Annotated in this window: 22 protein-coding genes and 1 pseudogene; 11 read left to right on the forward strand and 12 right to left on the reverse strand. The window is 73.1% G+C overall.

The window, feature by feature from the left end; genetic code table 11:
- Positions 1-59: 59 nt before the first annotated feature.
- From ACE4Q9_RS19360 to ACE4Q9_RS19375, 4 genes are all read left to right on the forward strand, one after another.
- Positions 60-521, forward strand: a complete 462-nt coding sequence (locus tag ACE4Q9_RS19360; RefSeq protein WP_397985478.1) for a cobalamin B12-binding domain-containing protein — start codon at positions 60-62, stop codon at positions 519-521.
- Positions 518-3,784 (forward strand): FAD/NAD(P)-binding protein, encoded by a 3,267-nt coding sequence (locus ACE4Q9_RS19365; protein WP_397985479.1) that lies wholly within the window; start codon positions 518-520, stop codon positions 3,782-3,784. Before ACE4Q9_RS19360 ends, ACE4Q9_RS19365 begins: the two co-directional genes overlap by 4 nt.
- Positions 3,781-5,958, forward strand: a complete 2,178-nt coding sequence (locus tag ACE4Q9_RS19370) for an AMP-binding protein (protein ID WP_397985480.1) — start codon at positions 3,781-3,783, stop codon at positions 5,956-5,958. The genes ACE4Q9_RS19365 and ACE4Q9_RS19370 overlap by 4 nt, the downstream gene beginning before the upstream one ends.
- A 62-nt stretch (positions 5,959-6,020) precedes the next feature.
- Positions 6,021-7,283 carry an MFS transporter gene (locus tag ACE4Q9_RS19375; protein WP_397985481.1) on the forward strand — a complete coding sequence of 421 codons (1,263 nt, stop codon included), beginning with the start codon at positions 6,021-6,023 and terminating at the stop codon, positions 7,281-7,283.
- A 77-nt stretch (positions 7,284-7,360) separates the two neighbouring features.
- Here ACE4Q9_RS19375 and ACE4Q9_RS19380 read toward each other — a convergent pair whose 3' ends face one another.
- Together ACE4Q9_RS19380 and ACE4Q9_RS19385 are read right to left on the reverse strand one after the other, a co-directional pair.
- Complete coding sequence (locus tag ACE4Q9_RS19380; RefSeq protein WP_397985482.1) at positions 7,361-8,521, reverse strand: alpha-hydroxy-acid oxidizing protein; 1,161 nt, start codon at positions 8,519-8,521, stop codon at positions 7,361-7,363.
- 252 nt (positions 8,522-8,773) lie between these two features.
- On the reverse strand, positions 8,774-10,108 hold the full coding sequence (locus tag ACE4Q9_RS19385) for a M6 family metalloprotease domain-containing protein (protein WP_397985483.1): 1,335 nt from the start codon (positions 10,106-10,108) through the stop codon (positions 8,774-8,776).
- A gap of 322 nt (positions 10,109-10,430) precedes the next feature.
- Between ACE4Q9_RS19385 and ACE4Q9_RS19390 the strand changes: the two genes are divergently transcribed.
- Together ACE4Q9_RS19390 and ACE4Q9_RS19395 are read left to right on the forward strand one after the other, a co-directional pair.
- Positions 10,431-11,090 carry a TetR/AcrR family transcriptional regulator gene (locus tag ACE4Q9_RS19390; RefSeq protein ID WP_397985484.1) on the forward strand — a complete coding sequence of 220 codons (660 nt, stop codon included), beginning with the start codon at positions 10,431-10,433 and terminating at the stop codon, positions 11,088-11,090.
- Positions 11,091-11,282: 192 nt separating this feature from the next.
- Complete coding sequence (locus ACE4Q9_RS19395) at positions 11,283-12,818, forward strand: MFS transporter (protein ID WP_397985485.1); 1,536 nt, start codon at positions 11,283-11,285, stop codon at positions 12,816-12,818.
- Between the two features lie 18 nt (positions 12,819-12,836).
- On the opposite strand, the gene ACE4Q9_RS19400 is transcribed toward ACE4Q9_RS19395, so the two are convergent.
- Positions 12,837-13,346: a MarR family winged helix-turn-helix transcriptional regulator gene (locus ACE4Q9_RS19400; protein WP_397985486.1), complete on the reverse strand. Its 510-nt coding sequence runs from the start codon at positions 13,344-13,346 to the stop codon at positions 12,837-12,839.
- Positions 13,347-13,457: 111 nt separating this feature from the next.
- Between ACE4Q9_RS19400 and ACE4Q9_RS19405 the strand changes: the two genes are divergently transcribed.
- Positions 13,458-14,258, forward strand: a complete 801-nt coding sequence (locus tag ACE4Q9_RS19405) for a dioxygenase (RefSeq protein ID WP_397985487.1) — start codon at positions 13,458-13,460, stop codon at positions 14,256-14,258.
- A gap of 23 nt (positions 14,259-14,281) precedes the next feature.
- On the opposite strand, the gene ACE4Q9_RS19410 is transcribed toward ACE4Q9_RS19405, so the two are convergent.
- Positions 14,282-14,812 carry a GNAT family N-acetyltransferase gene (locus ACE4Q9_RS19410; RefSeq protein ID WP_397987266.1) on the reverse strand — a complete coding sequence of 177 codons (531 nt, stop codon included), beginning with the start codon at positions 14,810-14,812 and terminating at the stop codon, positions 14,282-14,284.
- Between the two features lie 194 nt (positions 14,813-15,006).
- Between ACE4Q9_RS19410 and ACE4Q9_RS19415 the strand changes: the two genes are divergently transcribed.
- Positions 15,007-16,005 carry an RNA polymerase sigma factor RpoD/SigA gene (locus ACE4Q9_RS19415; RefSeq protein WP_397985488.1) on the forward strand — a complete coding sequence of 333 codons (999 nt, stop codon included), beginning with the start codon at positions 15,007-15,009 and terminating at the stop codon, positions 16,003-16,005.
- Positions 16,006-16,461: 456 nt separating this feature from the next.
- Here ACE4Q9_RS19415 and ACE4Q9_RS19420 read toward each other — a convergent pair whose 3' ends face one another.
- Positions 16,462-17,097 carry a GNAT family N-acetyltransferase gene (locus ACE4Q9_RS19420; RefSeq protein ID WP_397985489.1) on the reverse strand — a complete coding sequence of 212 codons (636 nt, stop codon included), beginning with the start codon at positions 17,095-17,097 and terminating at the stop codon, positions 16,462-16,464.
- Positions 17,098-17,362: 265 nt separating this feature from the next.
- On the opposite strand from ACE4Q9_RS19420, the pseudogene ACE4Q9_RS19425 reads away from it, so the two are divergent.
- Positions 17,363-17,761: pseudogene (locus ACE4Q9_RS19425) on the forward strand (TetR/AcrR family transcriptional regulator); the annotation flags it as partial.
- A 693-nt stretch (positions 17,762-18,454) separates the two neighbouring features.
- On the opposite strand, the gene ACE4Q9_RS19430 reads toward ACE4Q9_RS19425, so the two are convergent.
- Positions 18,455-19,453 carry a helix-turn-helix transcriptional regulator gene (locus ACE4Q9_RS19430; RefSeq protein ID WP_397985490.1) on the reverse strand — a complete coding sequence of 333 codons (999 nt, stop codon included), beginning with the start codon at positions 19,451-19,453 and terminating at the stop codon, positions 18,455-18,457.
- Positions 19,454-19,639: 186 nt separating this feature from the next.
- Between ACE4Q9_RS19430 and ACE4Q9_RS19435 the strand changes: the two genes are divergently transcribed.
- Complete coding sequence (locus ACE4Q9_RS19435) at positions 19,640-19,888, forward strand: hypothetical protein (RefSeq protein WP_397985491.1); 249 nt, start codon at positions 19,640-19,642, stop codon at positions 19,886-19,888.
- 41 nt (positions 19,889-19,929) lie between these two features.
- On the opposite strand, the gene ACE4Q9_RS19440 is transcribed toward ACE4Q9_RS19435, so the two are convergent.
- The 4 genes from ACE4Q9_RS19440 to ACE4Q9_RS19455 form a co-directional block, all read right to left on the reverse strand.
- Entirely contained in the window at positions 19,930-20,676 is a 747-nt protein-coding gene (locus tag ACE4Q9_RS19440; RefSeq protein WP_397985492.1) for a DUF6227 family protein, read from the reverse strand.
- A 157-nt stretch (positions 20,677-20,833) separates the two neighbouring features.
- Positions 20,834-22,048 carry an Ig-like domain-containing protein gene (locus ACE4Q9_RS19445; RefSeq protein WP_397985493.1) on the reverse strand — a complete coding sequence of 405 codons (1,215 nt, stop codon included), beginning with the start codon at positions 22,046-22,048 and terminating at the stop codon, positions 20,834-20,836.
- A 150-nt stretch (positions 22,049-22,198) separates the two neighbouring features.
- Positions 22,199-23,224 (reverse strand): P1 family peptidase, encoded by a 1,026-nt coding sequence (locus ACE4Q9_RS19450; RefSeq protein WP_397985494.1) that lies wholly within the window; start codon positions 23,222-23,224, stop codon positions 22,199-22,201.
- A 163-nt stretch (positions 23,225-23,387) separates the two neighbouring features.
- On the reverse strand, positions 23,388-24,626 hold the full coding sequence (locus ACE4Q9_RS19455) for a low temperature requirement protein A (RefSeq protein ID WP_397985495.1): 1,239 nt from the start codon (positions 24,624-24,626) through the stop codon (positions 23,388-23,390).
- A 94-nt stretch (positions 24,627-24,720) separates the two neighbouring features.
- On the opposite strand from ACE4Q9_RS19455, the gene ACE4Q9_RS19460 reads away from it, so the two are divergent.
- Complete coding sequence (locus ACE4Q9_RS19460; protein ID WP_397985496.1) at positions 24,721-24,897, forward strand: hypothetical protein; 177 nt, start codon at positions 24,721-24,723, stop codon at positions 24,895-24,897.
- 4 nt (positions 24,898-24,901) lie between these two features.
- Here ACE4Q9_RS19460 and mscL read toward each other — a convergent pair whose 3' ends face one another.
- Both mscL and ACE4Q9_RS19470 read right to left on the reverse strand, forming a co-directional pair.
- On the reverse strand, positions 24,902-25,360 hold the full coding sequence (mscL, locus tag ACE4Q9_RS19465; protein ID WP_397985497.1) for a large conductance mechanosensitive channel protein MscL: 459 nt from the start codon (positions 25,358-25,360) through the stop codon (positions 24,902-24,904).
- A gap of 138 nt (positions 25,361-25,498) precedes the next feature.
- On the reverse strand, positions 25,499-26,128 hold the full coding sequence (locus ACE4Q9_RS19470; RefSeq protein ID WP_397985498.1) for a hypothetical protein: 630 nt from the start codon (positions 26,126-26,128) through the stop codon (positions 25,499-25,501).
- Between the last annotated feature and the right edge of the window lie 107 nt (positions 26,129-26,235).

Here is a 26,235-nt window from a genome sequence, read left to right on the forward strand (position 1 = left end):
GAAACCGGGATCTTCGATGTGTCGCGGCAGCCGCGGCACATCGACAGGAGGTCTCTCCCGTGTCACCCATCCAGTCCAGAGCCACCCGCGTACTGCTCTCGACGGTCTCCTCCGACTCCCACACCTGGAACCTGGTCTTCCTCCAGCTGCTGCTCGAAGAGCGGGGTTACGAGGTGCGCAACCTCGGCCCGTGCGTGCCCGACGCCGAGATCATCGAGGAGGTCCGCGCACAGCGTCCCGACGCCGTGGTCATCTCCTCGGTGAACGGCCACGGCCACATCGACGGCCGCCGGCTGATCAGGAAGCTGCGCGAGGACAGTGACGCGACTCTGTCCACCGTCCCCGTCATGATCGGCGGCAAGCTCGGCATCCAGGGAGCCGACCAGCCGCACCTCGCCGACGAGTTGGTCGCCGAGGGCTTCGACGCGGTGTTCACGGACGGCGCGGATCCGGCCGAGTTCGGCAGCGCGCTCCAGCGGATGACGGGGCACCGCCCCGAGATCGCGGGGGCGGCCGTATGAGCCAGATCCGCCGTCAGGGCAGCCCCGACATGCAGAGCTACGTGGAACACGCCTCGCGCGCCGGGCAGTTGGTCGTACAGCCCCGGATGGGCATGTCGGGCCCCAAGGCCATGGCCGAGGGTCTGGCGGCCGTCACCGCGGCCCGCGCCCGGACCCTCGCCACGCTCACCATCGACTCCTACACCCGCGTCGAGGACATGGCCGGCGCGCAGGCGGCCCTCGACGCCGGCCGCGCGCTGAACGGCTTCCCCCTCGTCAACCACGGACCGCGGGTCACCGCGCGAGTCGCCCGTGCCGCCGACGGCATCCCCGTCCAGGTCCGGCACGGCTCGGCACGGCCCGGCCACATCTTCGAGGCGATGATCGGGGCGGGGCTCTCCGCCTCCGAGGGCGGACCGGTCTCCTACTGCCTGCCCTACTCCCGGCTCCCGCTGGCCGAGGCGGTGCCCGCCTGGACCGACGCCACGCAGCAGCTCGCCGAGCAGGCGGAGGAGCGGGGGCTGCGGGCCCACCTGGAGACCTTCGGCGGTTGCATGCTCGGGCAGATGTGCCCGCCGTCGCTGCTCGTGGCGATCAGCGTCCTGGAGGCGATGTTCTTCGCCCGCAACGGGGTGACCTCGGTGTCGTTGTCGTACGCCCAGCAGACCAACGCGGTGCAGGACATCGAGGCGCTGGCGGCCCTGCACCACCTCGCGGAACTCTTCCTGCCCGCCAGCGTCGCGCGGCACGTGGTGCTCTACACCTACATGGGCGTCTACCCCGCCACCGAGGCCGGCGCCGAGCTGCTGCTGGACTCGTCGGCGCAGATCGCCGTACGCGGCGGCGCCCAGCGGCTGATCGTCAAGACCGTCGCGGAGGCGCACCGGATCCCCACCGTGCCCGAGAACATCGCGGCCCTGGAACGCGCGGCCCGCGTGTCCCGGCAGGCCCTCCAGGACGACTGCCCGCTGCCGTGGGCCCGCCAGGTGGACTACGAGACGGTCTACACCGAGGCGCTACGGCTGATCACCGCGGTCCTCGACCACGGCACCGACATCGGCGCGGGCCTGCGCGCCGCCTTCGCGGCCGGCGTCCTCGATGTGCCGTTCTGCCTGCACCGGGACAACGCGGGCGTGGCCCGCGGGGCGATCGGCGACGACGGCCGGCTCGTCTGGGCCGGTACGGGCGCCATGCCGCTGCCGGTCACCGGCGGCACCCGGCACGCCGTCACGTCGAGCCGGCTCCTGGGCATGCTGCGCTACACCGCGGACGCCCACGACCGGGCGGCGGCCGCCCTGACCCGCAAGCGCGGCGAGGCCGTCGCCGCCCGCCGCGAGGAGGCCGAGGCAGTCCGCCGCGCGGAGGCCACCGAGGCGGCCGCCGTCCACCGCATCGCGGTCGTCGGCTCCGGTCCGCGCGGACTCGCCGTCGTCGAACGCCTCGTGGCCCGGCTGCGCGAACAGCCGCCGCAGCGGGCCGTGGAGATCACGCTGATCGACAAGGACCAGGTCGGCGCGGGCCGCATCTGGCGCACCGACCAGAACCCGGCCTTCCTGATGAACACCGCCTGCGGGGAGGTGACCATGTTCTCCGGCCCCTCCGACGGCGGCCCCGCCCGAGCGGGCGCCGGGCCTTCGCTTGGCCAGTGGTGGGCCGGCGCCGAGGACCTCGTCTACCCCGGCCCCAACGCCTACGCGCCGCGCGCGCTGTACGGCCGGTACCTGCGGTTCTTCCTCCAGGCGGTGGAGGACTCCCTGCCGGCCCGCGCGACCCTGTGCCGCCACACCGGGCACGTCGTCGCGCTGCGACGGGTGGGCGACGCCTGGCGGTTGCGCTGCGCGGACGGCGAACAGCTCGACGCCGACCGGGTCGTCCTGGCCACCGGACATCCCCTGACCGAACTCTCCGCCGAACAGGCGCGCTTCGCCGACTTCGCCGCCGCTCGCCCGGAACTGACGTACATCCGCGGCGACAGCGCGGCCGACATGCCGCTGGAGCACATCGCGCCGGGGGCCCGCGTCGCGGTCCTCGGGATGGGGCTGACGTTCTACGACATCGTCGCGGCACTGACCACCAGCCGCGGCGGCCAGTTCAGCGAGGGCCCGGACCGGGTGCTGCGCTATCTGCCCTCCGGCCTGGAACCGGTCATGGTGGCGGGCTCGCGGTCCGGGGTGCCGCTGCCGGCCCGCGGGCTCAACCAGAAGGGCCCGCTGTGGCGGTACACCGCCCGGCTGTTCACCCCCGAGCGGATCGCCGCCCTGCGCGCGAGCGGCGCCCCCCTCGACTTCCGGCTCCAGGTCTGGCCCTGGCTGCACGCGGAGATGCAGCTCGTCTACTACGCCACCGCGGTACGCGCCAGACACGGGGACGGCCGGGAACGCGAGTTCCTGATACGCACGGCCGCCCTTGTCGAGGAGGCGGGAGCCGAAGGAGCGGAGAAGATCATCCGCACCGCCGCCGCCGAACTCGGCATCGACGGCCTGGCACCCCTGGACATCGACGCCCTGGCGCGCCCCTTCGCCGGCCGGACCTTCGAGAACCCCGCCGAATTCGGCGCCGCGCTCACGGAGTTGATCGACGAGGACCTCGCGCACGCCGGGCAGGGCAACCTCGAAGGCCCCCGCAAGGCCGCCCTGGACGTCCTGCGCGACGTACGCGGAACCATCCGCGGCGCGGTCGACTTCGACGGCCTGACCGCCGCCTCGCACCGCGACGACTTCCTGGGCCGGCTCGCCCCGCTCAGCTCCTTCCTGGCCGCGGGCCCCCCGGCGCAGCGGCTGCGGCAGACCAGGGCGCTGCTCCAGGCGGGCGTCCTGCGGGTGGCCGGCCCCTCGGTCGAGTTCGCCGCCGACGAGGCGAGCGGGTGCTTCACCGTCCGCTCCCCGCAGGTCGGGGGATCGCCGGAGCACTGCGAGGTGCTCGTGGACGCCCGCATCCCGGCCCCGGACCTCGGCCGCGACACCGCACCGCTCACCCGGCAGCTGCTCGACAGCGGCCTGTGGACGCCCTGGGCCAACGAGCGGGGCGACGGCGGCCGGGTCGCCGGGGGAGTGGCGACGACGGCCAGCCCGTACCGGCCCGTGACCGCGACCGGAGCGGCGGCGGAGGGCGTGTACGTCCTCGGCATCCCCTCCGAGGGACAGCGCTGGTTCATGCAGGTCGGCTCCGCACGGCCCGGTCCCTGGACCGACTTCACGCGGGACGCCGACGCCATCGCACAGGACGCGCTCGCGGCACTGACGCGGCCGGCCGCCCACCGCACGCTGGAAGGAACCCGAGGATGACCGCCCGAGACGACCGCGCCGCGACCCAGGATCACTCCGCGCTGCGCCACACCCCCGCCCACGCCGCGTTCAAGCACGCCCGCGATCTGCTCCTGGAGCTGCGCGCCGACCACGAGGCCGCCCACCGGGCCTTCCGCTGGCCCCGGCTCACCCACTTCAACTGGGCGCTGGAGTGGTTCGACGTCATCGCCCGCGACAACCGGCGCACCGCCCTCGAACTGATCGGCCCCGACGGCCGGGACCAGAAGATCTCCTACCAGGACCTCGCCACCCGCTCCGACCAGCTCGCCAACTGGCTCACCCACACCGGGGTCCGGCGCGGCGACCGGGTGCTCATCGTCCTCGGCACGCAGGTGGAGCTGTGGGAGACGCTGCTCGCCTGCCTGAAGACCGGGGCGGTGGCCATCCCCACCTACACCTCCCTGACCCGCAAGGAGGCCGCCGACCGGGTCCGCCGCGGCCGGGTCCGCCATGTGATCTGCCGCAGCGAACTCGCCCCGCTGTTCGCGGGGTTGGACCCGGAGCAGGGCGCCGCCATGACACGCATCGCGGTCGGCACCCCGGTCCGCGGCTGGCAGCCGTACGACGACTCGTACCAGGCCGCCACCCGCTATCTGCCGGCCGGCCCGACCCCGGCCTCGGACACCGCCTTCGCCTACTTCACCTCCGGCACCACCTCGGCGCCGAAGCTCGTCGTCCACACCCACGCCTCCTACCCGGTGGGACACCTGTCCTCCCTGTACTTCAACGGCCTGCTGCCCGGCGACCGGCACGTCAACATCTCCGAGCCCGGCTGGGCCAAGCACTCCTGGTCCAGCTTCTTCGTCCCCTTCACCGCCGAGGCGACCCTCGTCGTGCCGCCCGTCGAGAACGTCGAGTCCGGGCAGCTGCCGCGGCTGCTGGAGGAGCGCGGCATCACCAGCCTGTGCGCCCCGCCCGCCCAGTGGACCCGGCTCGCCGCCCACGCCTGGACCGCCCGGCCGCGGCTGCGCGAGGCCACCACCGCGGGCGAGCCGCTCGCCCTGCACGTGGCGGAGGCCATCGAGGCCGAATGGGGCGTGACCATCCGGGAGGGCTACGGCCAGACCGAGACGACCGCCCTGGTCGGCACCACGCCCGGACTGCCCCGCAAACCCGGCTGGCTGGGCAAGCCGCTGCCCGGCTGGCAGCTGACCGTCCGCGACGAGCAGCTGTACGTGGAACTCGCCGACGCCCCGGTGGGCATGATGACCGGCTACGACGGCGATCCCGAGCGCACCGGGCAGGTCCTCACCGCCGAGCGGTACGCGACCGGCGACTCCGCGGTCCTCGCCACCGACGGGTACGTACGGCTGCTGGGCCGCCGCGACGACGTCTTCAAGTCGGGCGGGCACCGCGTCTCCCCGTACGAACTGGAGGCGATCCTGCGCACCCACCCCGCCGTCCGCGCGGCGGCCGTGGTGCCGGTGCCCCACCCCACGCTGACGCTCGCCGCGCACGCCGTGATCGAGCTCGAAGCCGGCACCCTCGCCACCGAGACCGAACTCCTCGCCCACGTCGACCTGCACGTCACCCGCGCCCTGCGCGTCCACAGCGCCTCCTTCACCGACGCGCTGCCCCGTACGACGTCCGGCAAGATCCGCCGCTCCGAGGTGGCCGCCCGCCTGCGGGCCACCGCCACCGCCACCGCCACCGACCCCGCGCACGGCCCCGGCCCCGCCGACCCGAAAGGCAACCCCATGTCCGTCACCAGCCACGCGCCGCGGCGCCGCGACATCCTCGTCATACGCGAACTCCTCGAGGCCGCGCGCCTCGACCGGCTGACCTGGCAGGCCTACGTCCAGCCCGGACGCGAGGCGGTCGACGTGCACTGGCTCTACACCGCCGAGGAGACCGGGCCCGACGGCGCGGAGGCCTACCTCGCCCGCTTCGGGGCCGGCGCGCACGGAGACCTCCACCGCCACCTCGGCTTCGAGCTGATCGTGGTCGTGGACGGCGAGCTGCACAACGACAACGGCGACGTCTACGGCCCCGGCTGCCTGGTGCTGGAGAAGCCCGGCAGCGTGCACCGGGTCAGCAGCCCCGGCGGCTGCACCCTCCTGGTGATCCGGGAGAAGCGCACCGAGGCCCTGCTGCCCGGCGAACTCCCGGACACCGGCCTCGCCCTGGACGGCGCACCGGTCCCCGCCACCTGACCGCCCCGCCCTCCGAACCCGCGGCCATAGCCACCCCCCGAGCAGAAAGCCCACACAAGACCATGTCTCAGCAGCTCACCGCCTCACCCGCCGCCCCCGCGGCGCCCCCCCTCCCGGTCGGCAGGTCGGGCAGGACCCACTCGCCCCGCTACAAGTGGGGAATCCTCGGCATCGGCATCCTCGCGCAGGCGGCCTTCAGCGCGGCCTTCCAGGGCATCCCCATGGCCAGCGCGGTCCTCCAGAGCGACTACCACTACTCCACCGGCCAACTCGGCCTCGTCCTCGCCGCGCTGACCTGCGGCGCGGCCGTCACCGAGATCCTGTGGGGGCTGCTCACCGACCGCTTCGGCGAGCGGATGGTGCTGATCACCGGGCTGGCCGGCACCACCGCGTGCCTCGCGGCGGCCACCGCCTTCCTCGTGCCCCACGGCGGCTACACCCCGCCCTCCTGGCTGCTCTCCGCCGTCCTGCTGCTCGCCGGCGCCCTCGGCGGCTGCGTCAACAGCGCCTCGGGCCGGGCGGTGCTGGGCTGGTTCCCGCCCGGCAACCACGGCTTCGCCATCAGCCTGCGGGTGGCGGCCGTCCCCCTCGGCGGTGCCATCGGAGCGCTCGCGCTGCCCGCGCTCGCCATGAGCGTCGGCTTCCGGGGCGTCTACGGCTTCCTGACCGCCTTCGCGCTCGTCGCCACCGTCGTCATCGTCTGCTGGCTGGACGAGCCGCCGCTGCCCGCCGCCGGGCACAAGAGCACCGCCGTCAGCCCGCTGCGCCGCTGGAAGATCTGGCGGATCTCGCTCAGCGCCTTCCTGCTGGACTTCCCGCAGTTCACCGTCCTGTCGTTCGCCGCGATCTACCTGCACAAGGTGCACGGGGTCGGCATCACCGCCATCTCCGGTCTGCTGTTCGCCGTCCAGGCCCTCGGCGCGGTCTCCCGGGTGTGGAGCGGGCGCTGGACGGACAGCAGGGGCGGCCGGCACCGCCGCAGCCTCGTGATCGCCTACAGCTGGATCATCGCCGCCTGCTTCGTCGGGCTCGCGCTGTGCCAGTCCGGGCCCGCCTGGATCGCCGCCGCGCTGATGGTGGTGGCCGGTCTGCTGTCCTGCGGGTGGCACGGTGTGCACTACGCCGAGATCGCCATCATGGCGGGCAAGGAGCGCTCCGGAACCGCCCTCGGGCTGGAGAACACCATGGTGTTCGCGGGCGCCTTCCTCACCCCGCTCGTCATCCCCGGCATCCTCGCGGCCACGAACTGGCCCGTGGTCATGCTGCTGATCGGGGCCGTGCCCGCCGTGCTCTCCGCGGTGGTCATGCCCCGCGAAGGGAAGTAGCGAGCCGCCCGGTTCACCGGGCCACCGCCCCGCCGCGCACACCGTGCGGCGGGGCGGTGGCGCGTGCGGAACGCGGGTCAGCGCAGCCGGCGCAGGGCGTCGGGGGTGAGGTCGGCCAGGGTCGGGTAGCCGTCGACGGCCATGAGGAGGTCGGCCTCGGCGAGCAGGGCGCGCAGCACGTGCACGATGCCGTCGGTGCCGTCCAGGGCGAGGCCGTAGGCGTAGGGACGGCCGACGCCGACGGCCCGCGCGCCCAGGGCGAGGGCCTTGACAATGTCGGAGCCGGAGCGGACGCCGGAGTCGAAGAGGACGGGCAGGTCACCGGCGGCCTCGACCACACCGGGCAGGCAGTGCAGCGCGGGCAGGCCACCGTTGGCCTGGCGGCCGCCGTGGTTGGAGCAGTAGATGCCGTCCACTCCCGCGTCCCTGGCACGGCGGGCGTCGTCCGGGTGGCAGATGCCCTTGAGGATCAGCGGCAGATCGGTGAGCGACCGCAGCCACGGCAGGTCGGCCCAGGTGAGGGGGTTGCCGAAGGTCAGCGCCCAGTGCAGGACCGCGGCCGAGGGGTCCTCCTCGGGGGGCTTGGCGAGGCGGGAGCGGAACACCGGGTCGCCGGTGTAATTGGCCAGGCAATGGCCGCGCAGCTGGGGGAAGTTGCTCGCGGCCAGGTCGCGGGGGCGCCAGCCGGTGATCCAGGTGTCCAGGGTGACCACGATGCCCTGGAACCCGGCCGCCTCGGCGCGGTGCACCAGGCTCTCCGCCAGCTCCCGGTCGGTGGGGGTGTAGAGCTGGAAGAAGCCGGGGGTGTCGCCGAACTCCGCGGCCACCTCCTCCATCGGGTCCACGGACAGGGTGGAGGCGACCATCGGCACGCCGGTACGGGCGGCGGCGCGGGCGGTGGCCAGATCACCGTGCCCGTCCTGGGCGCACAGGCCGATCACCCCGACCGGGGCCATGAACAGCGGGGAGGGCAGGCGCATGCCGAACAGCTCGACGGACAGATCGCGGTCCTTCGCCCCCACCAGCATGCGCGGGATCAGGCCCCACTCCTCGAACGCGGTGACGTTGGCCCGCTGGGTGTGCTCGTCCCCGGCGCCGCCCGCGACGTACGAGCGCACCGAGGGCGGCAGCGCGGCCAGGGCCGGCGGCTCCAGTTCGGCGAAGGTCATCGGCAGCCGCGGCATCACTCCGCGCAGGCCGTCGAAGTAGATCTCGTTCTGGTAGTCGGCGAACGCCATGGGTCCTCCTGCTCCGGCCCGCCGCGTGCGAGCCGCTGGACCCTACAGCGCGGGCCCGACTCCGGGGAACCACGCGTCCGGTCCCGGCGCACGGGTGAGATCCGTGCTTCCCCCGCGCCCGGTCGCGGCGCACGGGTGGGGTCCGTGCTTCTCGTGTCCGGTCCCGGCGCATGGGTGAGTTCCGCTTCCGGTGCACGGCTCCGGCCCGCGTCACTCCCGCCGTACAGGGCACGCCCGCGCCTCCCGACAGGGTCAGGCCCGTGTCACCCGTACCCGGTACGTTCCGTCGTCCTCGTCCGTCACCCGCACCACGATCCCGTGCCGGGGGTCCTTGAAGGTCTGGCCCGGAGTGAAGGGGGCGTCGGAGAGTTCGGCCTGGACGTTGGGGCTGCGGGTGCAGCCGCCGCTGCCGCGGTGGGCGTCGTAGACGGTGATGGGCCCCCGGCCGGTGTCCACGCTGGCGTCCACCTTGTAGATGAGGACGCCGGGGCAGCAGATCGCCTCGTCGTTGCCGCCCTGCGCCCGGACCTCCAGGGCGTAGGCCGTGTGGCCGTCGACCGGGATGATCACCAGTTTGCCGCCGCCGGTCTTGTACAGCGGCGTCAGCGAGTACTCCACACTGCCCGGTCTCGCCGCGCAGCCCACCTGGGAGCCGTCCAGCCAGCCCAGTTTCCACTTGTCCCAGGCGAGCATGTCGTTGTTGGCGCCCCAGTCCTCGCTCATGATGTCCCAGTGCCCGACCGCGCCCCCGCCGTCCTGGGTGTACAGGTCGGGCAGGCCGAAGGTGTGGCCGTTCTCGTGCGGCAGGACCCGGTAGCCGGTGCGCGGGAAGGAACCGGAGCCGTCGTCCTGGCGGGAGTAGATGAACGAGGCGTTGGCGACCGGCACGCCGTCGGCCACCGGCGCGTCCGCGTTCCCCGCGAAGGTCACCGACAGCACCGTGTCCAGCGCGGACGGGCCGGCGTTCGGGGTGACCAGGATGTTCAGCAGGTCGTACGAGCGGAAGTCGACCTTCGGATCGGCCGCGGCCACGATGTCCTGGACCAGTTGCCGGTAGCCGGGGTCGAAGGGCGCGCCGCGCTCCACGCCGTACGCCTTGAACGGCTTGGGCATCCGCAGCCAGTCGGTCACCGGTGTCTCGGGCCGGTAGTCCAGGCGGCCGTACGAGGAGGTGCGGAACCAGTCCTGGGTGTGCGGGAAGAACTCGTGGAAGCGGTCCATCGCGCTGCCCTGTCCGGGCGCGTCGGAGAAGTCGACCATCAGGGTCAGGGCGTGCACGGTGCCGGTGGAGCGGGCGTAGCCGTGCGGGGTGGGCACGCCCTCGGTCATCTGGACGTCGGGCCCGCCGTGGATCATGCAGGGGGAGAGGGCTGCGGAGCGGGCCAGGCCGGCCGGCCCGGCGGTGGAGGGCGCCGTGAGGCGGGCGGTCCCGGCGGAGGTGCTGATCGCGAGGGTCAGCGCGGTCACCGCGGCGAGAGCGGCCAGCCGGCGCGAGGGTATCCGCCGGCCGGGTATGCGGCGGCCGGATATACCGCTGGGGTCCTGGTCGGGGGATATGCGGCGGGGCGACTGCGGCTGCGGCTGCATGCACGGACCCTTCGCTCCACGGCAGCCGCCCGGTCTCCGGCTGCGCCCTTGCGATCACCCTGTGCCGGGGCCCCGGTGGGCGCGCGCTGGGTGAGACCGATCGTGGGAAGGGCGGTACCGATCGTGGGAAGTGCGCGCGCGGGAGGGTGAATCCGGCTCCGCGGCGGATGTGGCTCAGCTCACAGCGGCTCTTCCCCCGCACGGGAAATAAGTGGGGACCCTCTCCCCGTTTGGAGGAGTGTTCGCCTGAAACGGGGACCGGCTCCCCGGATCCTCAGAGCCCACCCGCAGAGCCCGCCCCGCACCGACCGAGGAGCACACCGTGACGACCGCGACCCACCCCGCGCCGCGCAAGGCGACCCGGCCCCGCGCCGACGCCCTGCGCAACCGGGAGCGGATCGTCACCGCCGCCCGCGAGATGTTCACCGAGCACGGACCGGACGTGCCGCTGGACGAGATCGCCCGCCGGGCCGGCGTCGGCAATGCCACGCTGTACCGCAACTTCCCCGACCGCGACGCCCTCGTCCGCGAGGTCGTCTGCTCCGTGATGGACCGGACGGCCGAGGCGGCCGAAGGGGCGCTCGCGGAGACCGGGGACGCCTTCGCCGCGCTGGAGCACTTCGTGCACGCCTGCGCCGACGAGCGGATCAGCGCGCTGTGCCCGATGGTCACCAGCACCTTCGACCGCCACCACCCCGACCTGGAGGCCGCCCGCGAGCGCGTCGAGAGCCTCGTGGCCGAGGTCATGGGCCGGGCCGTGACGGCCGGTCAGCTGCGCGCGGACGTCGGGGTCGGCGATCTGATGGTCGCCGTGGCCCAGTTGAGCCGGCCCCCGGCCGGCACCGGCTGCCCGCAGGGCGACCGCTTCGTCCACCGCCATCTCCAGCTTCTCCTCGACGGCCTGCGGGCCCCCGCGCGCTCCGTGCTGCCGGGCACCGCCGTCACCGTCGGGGAACTCCGTCAGTGCGGTACGGCCGCATAGTCCGCACCGCTCCCGCCCGCCACACCTGCTGCATCCGCCGTTCTCGTTCTCGCCGTTCTCGTTGTCCTCGTCGTTCTTGTCGTCCGATTTCCTGACGCGTTCCGTTCACTGTCGTTTTCTGGTCATTTTTCCGTCATCTGGTCACGAAGCTCCGCACTCGTGAACTCCCGAAGTCCCGAAGTGGGTACCTCCATGTCCGAAGCCCTCAAGGCTCCCCGCGTCGCCGCGCCATCCGGCGACGCCAACCGCTGGAAAGCGCTCGTCTTCATCGCGCTCGCCCAGCTGATGGTCGTCCTCGACTCGACCATCGTGAACATCGCCCTGCCCTCGGCCCAGAAGGACCTCGGCATATCCGACGGCAACCGGCAGTGGGTCGTCACGGCCTACGCCCTCGCCTTCGGCGGTCTGCTGCTGTTCGGCGGCCGGATCGCCGACAAGTGGGGCCGCCGACGGGCCTTCCTCACCGGTCTGACCGGCTTCGCGCTGGCCTCCGCGCTCGGCGGTCTCGCCGTCTCGGGCCCGATGATGTTCGGCGCCCGCGCCCTCCAGGGCGTCTTCGGGGCGCTGCTCGCGCCGGCCGCGCTGTCCCTGCTGGCCGTGATGTTCACGGACGCCAGGGAACGCGCCAAGGCGTTCGGCATCTACGGCGCCATCGCGGGCGGCGGCGGCGCGGTCGGCCTGATCCTCGGCGGCTTCCTCACCGAGTACCTGGACTGGCGCTGGACGTTCTTCGTGAACGTGCCGTTCGCCATCGTCGCCGCGCTCGGCGCGACCCTGGTCATCCGCGAGCCGGAGGGCGGCCGCAACCGCGCCCCGCTCGACATCCCCGGCGTCCTGCTCTCCACCCTCGGCCTGGTCGCGCTGGTCTACGGCTTCACGCGCGCCGAGTCCGACGGCTGGGGCGACGCCGTGACCGTGTCGATGTTCGTGGCGTCCGCGGTGCTGCTGCTGGCGTTCGTGCTGGTCGAGTCGCGGGTCAAGGCCCCGCTGCTGCCGCTGCGCGTGGTCCGCGACCGTAACCGGGGCGGCATCTACCTCTCCCTCGGCCTCGCCATCATCGGCATGTTCGGCCTGTTCCTGTTCCTGACCTACTACCTCCAGATCGTGCAGGGGTACTCCCCGGTCAAGACCGGCTTCGCGTTCCTGCCGATGGTCGCCGGCATGATCACCGGCTCCACCCAGATCGGCGCCCGGCTGATGACGCGGGTCCGCGCCCGCCTGCTGATGGGCCCCGGCTTCCTGGTCGCGGGTCTGGGCATGCTGCTGCTGACCCGGCTGGAGATCGGTTCGTCGTACACCACCCTGCTGCTCCCCGCGATGCTGCTGCTGGGCCTCGGCATGGGTACGGCGTTCATGCCGGCCATGTCCCTGGCCACCCAGGGCGTCGAGCCGCGGGACGCCGGTGTCGCCTCCGCGATGGTCAACACCTCGCAGCAGGTGGGCGGCGCGATCGGCACGGCGCTGCTGAACACCATCGCCGCGTCCGCGAAGACGTCGTACCTCAAGGACCACATCGCCGGTGCCACCACCAGGCCGCAGCAGCAGCTCGTGGCGCTCCAGAGCATGGTGCATGGCTACAGCACGGCGATCGCCTTCGCCGTCGGCATCCTGGGCGTCGCCGCGCTGATCGCCTTCACCTTCGTCAACGCCGGCCGTCCGGGCTCCGTCCCGGTGGCCTCCGGCGCGGGCGCCGAGGAAGAGGTGCCGGTACCGGTGGTGGCCCACTGAATCGCGGGAACCGGTGAGTTAGCGGAGCCAGGGGAGGTCCGCGCCCTCCTCGTCCGGTTGCAGGCCCTCGGCGACGATCTGCATGATCTCGCCGAGGGCCTTCTGCTGTTCCGGGCTGAGCCGGTCGAACAGGGCCTGGCGTACGGCGGTCACATGGCCCGGCGCGGTACGGCCGAGCACGGCCGCGCCCTCCTCGGTGAGCACCGCGAACTGGCCGCGCTTGTCCGAGGGGCAGTTCTCCCGGCGCACCCAGCCGTTCTTCTCCAGCCGGGCGATGGCGTGCGAGAGGCGGGAGCGGGTGATCTTCGCCGTCATCGCCAGCTCGGTCATCCGCAGCCGGCGCTTCGGGGCCTCGGCGAGCGTGACGAGCAGGCCGTAGTAGATGTGCGGCATGCCCGCGTCGCGTTGCAGCTGCCGGTCGAGGTGGTCCTCCAACAGGGTGGTGGCGTGCAGGTAGGCGCGCCAGACGCGCTGTTCCTCGGGGGTGAGCCAGCGGGGCGGGGCGGCGGAGTCCGGTGCCGTGTTCATGTACCCACTTTACGAAAGACCTTTTTGAATCTTGAACTAGTTCGGCGTAATGTGTTTCCTGAAGCTTGAGAGTTAAAGTATCTGGTCTGGCCAGGACGAGAGGGAGCCGCCATGTCCGTCGCCGCCGCGCAGCGCACCACCGAGGAACGCATGCCCGCCCTCTACCTCAGCCACGGCGCCCCGCCGCTCGCCGACGACCCGGTCTGGCCCGGCCAGCTCGCCGCCTGGGCCGCGACGCTGCCCCGCCCGAAGGCCGTCCTCATGGTCTCCGCCCACTGGGAGGAGGCCCCGCTCGCCCTCGCCGCGACCGAGACCGTCCCGCTCGTCCACGACTTCTGGGGCTTCCCCGAGCACTACTACCGGGTCCGGTACGACGCTCCCGGGGCGCCGGAGCTGGCCGCCTCGGTCCGCAAGCTGCTGCGCGCCCCCGGCACCCCGGTCCAGGACATCCCGGACCGGGGCCTCGACCACGGCGCCTACGTCCCGCTCGTCGAGATGTACCCGGACGCCGACGTCCCCGTCCTCCAGGTCTCCATGCCCACCCTGGACCCGGTGCGGCTGATGGACATCGGCCGCAGGCTCGCCCCGCTGCGCGACGAGGGCGTGCTGATCATCGGCTCCGGGTTCTTCACCCACAACCTCGCCGCCCTGCGGCACACCGGCGTGCCGAGCTGGTCCGCCGAGTTCGACGACTGGGGCCGGCGCGCGCTCGCGGACCGCGACTGGGACGCCCTCCTCGCTTTCCAGGACAAGGCCCCGGCCGGCCGCTACGCCCACCCGCGCACCGAGCACTTCGCCCCACTGTTCGTCACCATGGGCGCGGCGGAGGCGAACGGCGGTCTGGGCGAGCGGAAATCGGTGATCGACGGGTTCTGGAGGGGGCTGGCCAAGCGGTCGGTGCAGTTCGGGTAGCTCCTCCGGGAGTCTCCGGAAGGTCAGAGCTCCTTCTCGTACCAGGCCACGTCCCAGTAGCGCCCGAACTTGCGGCCCACCTCGCCGAACGTGCCCAGGTGCCGGAAGCCGAAGCGCCCGTGCAGCCGTACGGACGCCTCGTTCGGCTGGGTGATCCCGGCGAAGGCGCGGTGCACGTCCTCGCCGGACAGGGCCTCGAAGAGCGTGGCGTAGAGCAGCGTGCCGATGCCGCGCCGGCCCGCGCCGTGGGCGAGGTACACCGAGGTCTCCACGGAAGTCGCGTACGCGGGCCGCGCCCGGTGCGGGCCCGAGGTGGCGTACCCGAGGATCCGCCCGGCGCCGGTGCCCGGGACGGTCTCGGTGGCAACCATCAGGCGGTGCGGACCGTCTTGTGGGTGGGAGAGCAGCCAGGGGCGGCGCTCACACGGGGTGAGCGGGACGGTGTCGAAGGTGATGGCCGTCTCGCGCACATAGTGGTTGTAGATCTCCGTGAGGGCATCGAGATCCCCCTCGACTCCCGGCCTGACCTGCACCCCTGCGGGCGTGGACGCCATCTCGCCTCCCATGTGGCGAGACAGGGTACTGCATGATCAGAAAAATTGAGGGGCGGGTTGGGAATTCTGTCCTGATTCCAGTCGTTGTTTCCATCGGATGCAGGGCACTCAGAGGAGGGTCCCCAGGACCACCCTCCGGAGTACCGAGCGTTCAGCAGGACCACCCGCCAGCCCACCATCGCAAGGGAGCACGCATGGCAACCCGTGCCGTCGCCCGTCGTAAGTCCGCCTCCGGGGAGTCGGACGGCTCGGCGGCCAGTGTTCGCGCACATGGCGGCGAGATCGCGGACCGCGACCTGGTCGGCATGTACCTCGACGAGATAGCGCGCACGCCGCTGCTCGACGCCGCCAAGGAGGTCGAGCTGTCCCAGACCATCGAGGCGGGTGTGTTCGCGCGACAGGTTCTCGACGGATTCGAGGAGACCGCCTCGGACGCCACCCGCGAGGAGCTTGAGGCCCTGGTCGCCGCGGGCGAGCGGGCCAAGGACGTCTTCATCCGCTCCAACCTCCGCCTGGTCGTCGCGGTCGCCCGGCGCTACCCGCGCAGCGGCCTGCCCCTGCTCGACCTGATCCAGGAGGGCAACGCGGGCCTGGTGCGCGCCGTCGAGAAGTTCGACTACCGCAAGGGCTTCAAGTTCTCCACGTACGCCACCTGGTGGATCCGCCAGGCCATCACCCGCTCCATCGCCGACCAGTCGCGCACCATCCGGCTCCCCGTCCACCTGGTGGAGGAGCTGGGCCGCATCCGCCGGGTGCAGCGCGAGTTCAACCGGGAGCACGGCCGTGAGCCGGAGCCCGCGGAGATCGCGGCGGAGCTGGGCTCCACGCCGGAGCGCGTCACGGACGTCCTCGACTGGGCCCGCGACCCGGTCTCGCTGAACATGTCGGTGGACGACCAGGGCGAGACCCAGTTCGGCGACCTGCTGGAGGACACCTCCGCGGTCAGCCCCGAGCAGTCCGTGATGACCCTGCTGCGCAGCGAGGAACTGGACGACCTGATCGGCCGCCTGGACCAGCGCACGGCCTCCATCATCAAGATGCGCTACGGCATCGAGGACGGCCGCGAGCGCACCCTCACCGAGGTCGGCAAGGAGCACGGTCTGACCCGCGAGCGGATCCGGCAGATCGAGAAGCACGCCCTGCTGGAGCTGAAGAAGCTGGCGCGGGACACCGGTTTCGACGCGGCGGCGTAAGCCTCGCGCGGAGCCGGGAGCGGACGGGGGTGTGCAAGGGCTCGGCGTCGGCGGAACAAGGGGGCGGGGGCCGCGTACGCCGGGTGGCGAAAGACGGCGCAAACATGGCGCCTCACGGCCGCTTCAACCGCCGGGCCCGCGGGAACAACCTCTCCGGGCCCGCCGGCGGGGCCCTACGAACGCCGCACTCCCCATCCCGAGTCACCCGCAGGACCAGCCGGACCACCTCGTCACACCGGACACACCGACCCGCACCCGGCCGACCCCACGCACCCGCGGCCGATCCACGCGAGCCAGGTCCCTGCGCACATCCCCCCCCCGGCGCCGGGACTTCCCAGAGCCGGGCTTCGGCGCCCACCCCCCCCCGGGCGCCGGAGCCCGGCTCCTTTTCCGTCACGGCCGGGCGGCCGACCGGACTGCCGCCCCTGTCATCCGCTGTGCGCGGCCCCGACGGTGTCAGCTCCCGCCGTAGCGCTCGCGCGCGTGCAGATGGCCGTCGAGAGGAAACGCCGGCGGCGCCGCGGATACCACGCCCACCGGGTCGAAACGGCATTTCCGCGCCACCCGGCAGGAGGCGGTGTTGTCCGACTGGTGCAGGAGTTCCAGCCGTTGGAGCCCCGCCCCGGCGAAGGCGGTGAACGCCCAGCCGGCCAGCGCCTCCAGCGCGCGGGACGCGACCCCGCGGCCACGGGCGTGCGCGGCGGTCCAGTAGCCGACCTCGGCCCGCCCAAAACTCCCCGTTGCGTCCAGCCCCTTGAGGACGACATGGCCCACCACCCTGCCCACGACCGGCGGTTGGCGGCCGGACGAGGACGCGCCGGGTTCCTCCACCACGGCGAAGGCACACCGTTCGCCCGTCTCCCAGCCGTGCCGCTGCGCCTCGATCCACCGGCGCGCGCCCGCCTCGTCGTCCACGGCCCCGCTCGTCCAGCGCCGCAGGGCCGCGTCCCGGTACACGGCGACCAGACCGGCGGCGTCCTCGGGCCACCAGGGGCGCAGCAGGAGGGCGGGGGCGGGGCCGGAAGAAGGGGCTGGGCGGGGTACGCGGATGACGTGCGGGCCGCCGTCACCGTCGTCCGGTACGGGGCCCATGCGCGGTCTCCTTCCGCGGGAGCGCTCCGGCGGTGCGACGCTGGAAGCGGCACGGCGGTGGCGAAGAAGCGAGAGACGGCCCACCCCGTACCTGAACCACGGGGTGAGCCGCCGGATGGCAGATTCTGTCACACCGGCATAGCCTGCCGAAATGAGCACCACCCCCAGTCCTACCCCCCGCTCCACCACCGGCGCCACCCCGCAGTCACCGTCCGGCACCGCGCCGGTGCCCTCCCTCACGGAGCGCCGCAAGGCCGAGACGCGGATGGAGATCGCCCGCGCCGCGGCCGCCCTGTTCGTCCGCCAGGGCCTGCGGGCCACCCGCGCCGAGGACATCGCCCAGCGGGCGGGCATCGCGCCGCGCACCTTCTACCGCTACTTCGCCACCAAGGAGGAGGCGGTCGCGCCCCTCTACGCCGCCGGTGCCCAGCGCTGGGCGGAGGCCGTGCGCACCGCCCCGGCCCGGCTCACCGTCCCGCAGGCCCTCGAACACGCCGTCGAGCACACCCTCACCCCCGGCGCCGGGGTCTCGGCGGCCTCCTGGGAATGGGTCCGCACCCTGATCCGGCTGACCGACACCAGCCCCGCCCTGCGCAAGGTCTGGGCCGAGGTGGGCCAGACCTCGGAGGAGGCGCTGGCGGAGATCCTGGCGAGACGGCTGGCGACGCCGGGGTGGGGAGTGCCGTGCGCGGAGGAGACGGGCGGGGCCCCGGAGGGGATGGGGCAGGTTCTGGAGGGGGCATGTGGGGCCTCGGAGGGGGCGGGGCAGGTTCTGGAGGGGGCGAGTGGGGCTCCGGAGGGGGCGGGTGAGGCCCCGGAGCGGGTGGTCGTGGCGCCTGCGGATGATCCGTCCGCAAGGGAGCCGGGAGCCGCCGGTGCCGACGTGACAACTCCGCCCGGAACGCCGCGGCCCGACGCCCGCGAGGCCGCCCGCGCCGGTCATGCCGGGGGGCCGGGGGTCGCCCGCGCCTCGGACGGCGGGGGAGCCGGAGGTGTCGGCGGTCCGCTCGCCGGGATGCCGGAGGCCGCCCGCGCCGGGGAATCCGGAACCGCCCGCGATCCCCTCGCCGGGGGAGCCGCCGCCGACCCGCTCTCCCCGCCCGCCCCCGCGGCACCGGCCCCCGGCGCGGAGGCGGCCGAGCCCCCGCTCGGAGTCCCCGTGATCACCCCCGACCTGCGCTTCGCCGCCGCCGTCGCCGGCAGTGCCGTACGCGTCGCCGTGCAGTCCTGGGCCGCCACCACCTCCCCGCCCGCCGGCCCGGACGGCCCCGCGGCCCTCGCCCTGCGCAACCTCAGGGCCCTGGGCGGCTTCGACTGGACGGCGCGAACCGAGACCCCTCACCAGGGCTGAGCCCCTTCACCGGGGCTGAGCCTCCTCCCGTCGAGCGGCCTCCATGCCCCCGGCCCGGCTCAGCCGTCCCCCCAACTCCCGGGCACACGCCACCAGTTCATCCGGCCCCCGCACGGCGAACTCGTACCCCGTCAGCCCCAGCCGGACCGTCAGCCACTCCACGGGATCGCCGGTGCTGCCCGCCAGGACGCAGCCGCCCTCGCCGTCGTCCGCGAGCGCCCCGAGCGCCGCCGGGAGCCGCTCGGCGACCTCAGCCGCCGGCGCTGCGAACCGCACCTCGAACGCGTACGCCTCCTGCCACTGCCGGATCGACTGCCGCAGATACTCCGCCGCACCGCCCGCCGGCAACTCCCGCTGCTCGAACCGGACTCCGGTGGCGAACGGCTCGCTCACCCGGTCCACCCGGAACGTGCGCCAGTCCGCGCGGTCGAGGTCGTACGCGACCAGGTACCAGCGCCGCCCCGTCGACACCAGCCGGTGCGGCTCGGTCAGCCGGCGGGAGGTGCCGCCCTCCTTGTCCCGGTAGGCGAACCGCAGCCGCTCCCGCCCCGCCACCGCGCCGGCCAGCAGGGTCAGCGTCTGTGCCGGGATGCTCGCGCCGTCCCCGACGGGCAGCGGGCTGGTCGCGGCCTGGAGGGTGTACACCCGGTGCCGCAGCCGGGCCGGCAGGACCTGCTCCAGCTTGGCGAGGGCCCGTACCGACGCCTCGTCCACCCCCGCCACCGCGTGCCCCGCGCCGGCCCGCAGGCCGACCGCGATGGCGACGGCCTCCTCGTCGTCCAGCACCAGCGGCGGCATCGCCTTGCCCGCGACCAGGCGGTACCCGCCGTCCGCGCCCCGCGTCGCCTCCACCGGATAGCCCAGCTCACGCAGCCGGTCGATGTCCCGCCGCACGGTACGGCGGGACACCCCGAGCCGCTCGGCCAGCTCACCGCCGGGCCACTCACGGGGCGTCTGGAGGAGGGAGAGCAACTGGAGCAGCCGTGCCGGGGTGGCGGTCGTCATGCCTACGAGGATGCCGCAGCACTAGGTCAGTACCTGACCTACTCGGGGCGGGCGTTCACCGCGCCATCGGCGTTCGTCCCATTGGTCCGGTCGGTCCGGTTGATTCGGTGTGTGGTGTTCACGGCACCTGCGAGATACGTCACGGTCCGGACCCGAAGCGCCCCGCCGTGGTGTGTACTGGTGGGTATGCCCGAGCATCTGTCGACTCTCCAGCTGGTCGCCGCGGTCTTCCTCACCCTGGCCGGCGTGGTCTGGGCGATCGGTGTGCTGCGACTGCTGCGCCAATTCCGCGCACAGGCGCTCCGCGAACTCGCGGCCACCCGCCTGCCGTTCCTCCCGGCCCAGCGGACCGGCCCGCCGCGGGAGTCGGTGGAGCTGACCCCGGCCGAACAGGACGCCTTCGCCGGGCTGATACGGCAGCTCGGCCACCGCTGACCGACCCGGCCCGGCGCGCCCGCCCGGCGGTGGTCCCGCCGTCAGCCCTGCCGCGTCGCGCGCCGCTCCATCGCGGAGCGGGCCGCCTCCTCCGACAGGTACACCTCGCACATATGGCGGCCGTCCGGCGTCGCCGTGTGCTCGACCTCCCACAGGGAGACCTCGCTGTCGTCCGGCAGCAGGAACGCGTGCTCGTACAGCACATAACTCAGCCCCGAGCGCCCCGCCCGGCCCGGACGGCCGAAGGCCTGGGTGATCTCGTGCGCCGTCGCCGTGGCGAGCAGCGCGGCCGTACGGCCGTCGGGACGGTCCGCGTTCTCCGCGCGGCGCAGCAGCCGCCGGGCGTGGTCGGCGGAGTCGCCGCAGGCGAACACATGCCGGGGGGTGGGCACCGCCCACAGCCAGGCCGGCGGGGTCAGCTCCAGCTCGGGCGCGTCCGGGGGTAAGCCGAGCCGGGAGGTGGCCGTCCGCAGCTCCTCCTCGTCCGTGTACACCTCGTGTTCCGGCGCGCCGTCCAAAGTGGCGTTGTGCGCCAGCTCCCACAGCGTGACCGCCGAGCCGTCGTCCAGCAGCCAGGTGTGCCGGTACGTCTCCCGGTGCAGCCCGGCGCTGTGGTGCGCGGAGTGCAGCGAACTGTCGTACACCAGCGCGCAGTCGAGCCGCCGGATCACCTCGTCGGGCAGCTCGAAGGAGTTCAGGGCGCGGCCGAGGAGTCGCGCGAGGTGATCCTCGGGCGACTCGGGCGACTCGGCTGGTTCGGGCGCTGCCGTCTCGTACGGAACGCTCAAGGCATCTCCCGGCGTTGCTGCATGTCACCTTGTGGGTGCATACCGTAGCCCCTCGATCGGACGTCGTGTCCGGGAATGGGGAAAACGAACACCGGAAAAACGCGCGGGCCGCGCGAGATGTTCCCGCGCGGCCACGAAACCCGTCAAAACCCGTCGCTCAGGCGGCGCTTCCGGCGGTCCAGGCGCTCCAGGACATGTTCCAGCCGTTGAGGCCGTTGTCCGGGGCCACGGTGGAGTCCGGGGAGTTCTTCACGATCACCACGTCGCCGACGAGCGAGTTGTCGAAGAACCACTTCGCCGGGGTGTCGCCCTGCGCGCCCTGCACATCGGCGAGACCCACGCAGCCGTGGCTGGTGCCCTGCCGGCCGAAGGGCGGATTGCCGCGGTTGTACCAGTAGTTGCCGTGGATGAAGGTGCCCGAGGAGGTCAGGCGCATCGCGTGCGGCACGTCCGGGATGTCGTACTCCCCGCCGAAGCCGACCGTCGAGCCGTTCATCCGGGTCTGGGTGAACTTCTCGGAGATCACCATCTGCCCGTTGTACGTGGTGTGCTGCGCGCTGCCCGCGGAGATCGGCACCGTCTTGAGCGTCTGGCCGTCACGCACCACGGTCATCGTCTGCGCCCCGGCGTCGACCGTGGAGACCTGTGAGCGGCCGACGGTGAAGGAGACGGTCTTCTTCTGCACCCCGTACAGGCCCTGGGCGCCCTGCACGTGGTCCAGGTCGATCTTCATCGTGACCTTGGAGCCGGCCTTCCAGTAGTCCTTCGGCCGGAAGTCCAGACGGCGGTCGCCGAACCAGTGCCCGACCACCTGCTGGCCGCTGCTGGTGTCGACCGTGATGTGCGACTGCACGGCCTTCTTGTCGCTGATCGACTTGTTGAAGGTGAACGACACCGGCATGCCCACGCCGACCGTGCTGCCGTTGTCCGGGGTGTAGGTGCCGATGAAGCTGTTCGCCGAACTGACGGTGCTGAAGATGGCGTTGGCCGCCGCGGGGCGGCCCGCGGAGTCCTTCGCCCGCGCGGCTATCTGGTACTTGGTGCCGAGCTCAAGGCGCTGCTTCGGCTGCCAGCTGTGACCGTCCGCGGATATCGCGCCCGGCACGGACTGCCCCGAACCCGACACGGTCATCTTCACGTCGGTCAGCGTGCCGTCGCTGACCTTGACCCCGGTCGCGTTGACGGACGCGTCCGTCGCGCCGTCCTTCGCCGAGATCGCTATCTTCGCCGTCGAGGTCTTCGGTGCGTCCTTGCCGCCGCCCTTGTTCGAGGCGTTGGCGTCGCCGCCGCAGGCGGTCAGGGTGAGGGCGCCGACCATCAAGGCGGCACAGGCCACCAGTGTGCGCCGCGCTGCAATGTCCGGCCTTGTCACGGGCTGCTCCAGGTTCGTGTGGTGTGCGTGGTCCGTTCCGCTGCGCCGAGAAAGAGTGCGCAAACAGTCCCTCAGGTTCCTCCCAAGTCCTGGTAACGCCATGACGTGACAGAACCGCGACAATCGGCACCCGGCGCGGACCCGGCTCCCCTACTGCTGCCCGTACAACTCCCCGTACGACGGCCACACTCCGCCCGGTCCGTCGACCGGCTCGGCCGCGCGTACCGCCCGGACGATCGCCCGCGTCACCAGGTCCGCGCCCGCCGCGAGCAGCTCGTTGAGGGCGAGCGGGTGGGCGGCGAGCGGACGGGCGCCGGTGGCCAGCGCGAACACCGTGTCGCCGTCGTGCAGCAGATGGACCGGGCGGACGGCACGGGCGATGCCGTCGTGCGCGGTGCCGGCCAGCTTCTGCGCCTGGGCCTTGGTCAGGTCGGCGTCGGTGGCGACGACCGCGAGCGTCGTGTTCAGCGGCGGCGGTGTACGACCCGCGCCGGTCTCCTCCAGGCGGCGCAGCGCGGCCTCGTGCACCCGCTCGTCCGGGTGGTCCACCCGGCCGTCGTACAACTCTCCGTACAGCACCCCCGTCCGCTCATCCAGCACCGATCCCGCCGCGTTCGCGACCACCAGGGCGGCGACCGTGATCCCCGACGCGAGGACCGTGCTCGCACTGCCCACGCCGCCCTTGAGCCGGCCGGTCGCCGCGCCGGTGCCGGCGCCCACGCAACCCTGCGGCACCGGGGCGCCCTCGGCGGTCGCGGCCGCCGCCTCCACCGCGGCGCGGCCCGTCGCGGCGTCCGGGCGGGCCCGGAAATCACCGCCGCGCCCCAAGTCGAAGACGCACGCCGCGGGGACCACCGGCACGACATGCGCCGGGTCGGGCCCCACCCGCACGCCCCGCCCCCGCTCCTCCAGCCAGGCCATCACCCCGGACGCCGCGTCGAGCCCGTAGGCGCTGCCTCCGGTGAGCACGATCGCGTCGACCCGCTGGACCACATTGCGGGGATCGAGCGCGTCGGTCTCCTTGGTGCCGGGCCCGCCCCCGCGCACGTCCACGGCGGCCACGGCCCCGCCCTCGGGTGCCAGCACGACGGTGGTCCCGGTGAGCCGGCCCTCCCCGGTCCGGGTGGCGTGTCCGACCCGGATCCCGGCGACATCTGTCAGCGCGTCAACTGTCATGGCCGCCAGTCTGCCGGAGCCCCTTCCGCCGCCGGAGGGTTCAGCCGACCCGCCGGGGGGTTCAGCCGGGCCTGTCGGAGGGTTCGACCGGCCCGCCGGGGGCTCAGTCTGCGTGCCGGAGGGCTCAGCCGACCCGCCGGAAGTCGAGCGATCCGCCGGAGGTTCAGTCGGCCGGTGCCGCGGCGCTCGTCGTGCGCTCCCTTCGGACCATGCGGGCCGTCAGGGCCACCCCGGTCGCCACCGCCGCCGCGCACACCAGGCCCGCGGCGAGCACCGACCAGCCGCCCAGGAAGGTGCAGCACAGCACCAGCAGGGCGGCGACCGGCAGCACCAGCTGCTGGGCGATGCCGACCTTGAAGTGCCGTGCGTGCAGGGCCCAGACGGTCAGCAGATACAGTGCCGTCGGCAGGGTCACCGCCGCCGAGGCGGCCGCCGTGGAGATGGGCGCCGAGCCGACCGCCTCCTCCACGGCCACCTCCAGTCCGGCGCCGATCGCCGCGGCCGAGGAGAAGATCAGATAGTGGCCGTATCCCCACTGGAACGCCTGTCCGTTGGAGCGCAGATGGCCGTGGATGGGCACCACGAAGTAGATCCACCAGGCGGAGAAGACGATCAGGAGCCCGCCCGCCGCGATCGGCAGCAGCTCGCCCAGCGCGGAGTGCTCGTCCACGGCCGACTTCACGGCGACCGTGGCCGAGGCGATCGTCTCGCCGAGCACGATGATCGTGAACAGTCCGTACCGCTCGGCGATGTGGTGCGGATGCCACGAGGTCTCGTAGTCCCGCTCGGCGAACAGCGGCACGCACATCTCCGCGATCGCCATCACCAGGAACACCCAGGGCCGCGCCGCCTGCGGCAGCACCACCAGACCGGCCCAGCCGACCTGGCACAGCAGCACCCCGCCCGCGTAGCGCAGCGCGGCTCTGCGTTCCGTGCCCTCGGCGGTGCGCGCGGCTCGCAGCCACTGGGTGGCCATGGCGACGCGCATGATCACATAGCCGAGCCAGACCAGCAGGAAGTCGTGCCGCTCGAAGGCGCGGGAGACGCCGGCGGCCAGCACCAAGACGCCGGCGATCTGCACCAGGGTGACGACCCGGTAGAGCACGTCGTCGTTGTCGTACGCCGAGGCGAACCAGGAGAAGTTCATCCAGGCCCACCAGATGGCGAAGAACACCATCGCGTAGTTGAGGACCCCGGTGCCGGGGTGGCCCGCGGAGACGGCGTGCACCAGTTGCACGCCCGCCTGGGAGACCGCCACGACGAAACACAGGTCGAAGAGGAGCTCCAGCGGGGAGGAGACCCGGTGGGCCTCGTCGCGCCCGCGCGCGGTGAGGCGTCGCACGGGGCCGGAGGGGTGCGATGCGCCCGGAGCAGCGGGCGCCGGGACGGAACTGGGCGTCATGCCTCTCAGCACAGCAGAAAACCGGGCGGGAGGCTTGCGTGGGCGCTCACCGACGGCCGGGGTCCCACCAGGACGGGGGCCGTACCCTGGACGCATGAGCGACGCCCCCGCACCCGAACCGCGTGACCCGAAGCCCGGGCTGGTCTTCGACGATCCGCTGGACCAGCAGTCCTCGGACGACACCGACCGCGGCTGGGGCGAGCGGCCGGTCGGCGACAGCGCCGCCGACCTGAAGCGCTTCCTCGACGAGAAGCCGCCCCACCACCTCTGACGCGCTAGTGGTCGTCGTGCCCGGTGCCGCGCTGGGCGACCAGGGCGTCGCGGATCTCCTTGAGCACCTCCAGCTCGGACACCTCGACGACCTCCTTCGTGCCCTCCCGCGCCGCCTTGCGGGCCGCCTGCCGGGCCAGGTACTTCGACATCGGCAGGACCATCAGGAAGTACACCACCGTGGCGGTGATCAGGAAGGACAGCGCGGCGCCGAGGACGGAACCCCACATCAGCTGGATGCCGTGCGTCCCGTGGCACGAAGGGCTCAGACAGGTGCTGTAGTTGTCGAGGTTCTGCGTACCGATCGCGCCGACCAGCGGGTTGATGATCCCCTTCACCAGCGCGTTGACGATGTTCGTGAAGGCGGCGCCGATGACGACCGCCACTGCCAGGTCGATGACATTGCCGCGCATCAGGAAGGCCTTGAAGCCTTGCAGGACGCTCGGTTCCTTCTTCGCGCTCACCTCGGGGACGCTCCTCGTATGCACAAGTCGTGGCACAAAACGCTCCGCAACCTACGGCACCGTGCGGCCATAGTGTCCAATCCCGTCCCCCGAAGGAGGGACTTGACAGCGCGCCGCCGGTAAAAAGTCCGGCACGGTTCAGCACAGCGTCACCGCCAGCCGCGCCGTGGCACTCGCGCCGACGAGTCCCGGTGCGAGGGCACGCGGCACCGCCAGCACGACCAGCGCACCACTCTCGGCCCCGGCGTCGGCCGGCTCCGGCACCCGTGTCACCCGCACTCCGCGCGCGAGCACCCGGACACCGCCCCCGGCCGACGGATCCTGCGCGGCGACGACGTCGACCCGGTCGCCGGGGCGCAGCAGCCGGACCGCGGCCGCGTCGGCGATCCGCACCGGCGCCGCGACCAGGCCCACCGGACGGGGAGGGCCCGGGGGAGTCGCGGGCGGGTGTCCCCGCGCGGACCGGGCGGGGCGCGGTGCCGCCTCGGCGCGGTGTGCTTGCGCCGAGGTCCCCGGACCCGCCGCGACCAGCGCGGCCGCGGTCACCGCGAGGCCGGCCGCCACCGCCCGGCCCCGGTGCCGTACGAGCCGCTGCATCCGGTACCGCCCGCCGCGCACCCGCACCGGGGGGAACGGCGGCACCTCGCAGGTCGCGGGCGCGTCCGTGCCCAGAGGGAGGGGCAGGCGCAGGGGAGGGGGGAACGCGGCGCGCGGGACGGGCGCGGAGGGCGAAGAGGGGGAGGGGAGGGAGGGGAAGGGGAGAGGCATCGGGGTCACCGCCTGTGACGAGGGCCATCGGCTTGCGCTGCCCACGATGACGCCTCGCGCCGGATCCCGCCGGAGCCGGTGGACCACCACCCGGTTGTGGATAACTC

It is taken from the genome of Streptomyces sp. AM6-12, from assembly GCF_044327085.1.
GTDB lineage: Bacteria > Actinomycetota > Actinomycetes > Streptomycetales > Streptomycetaceae > Streptomyces.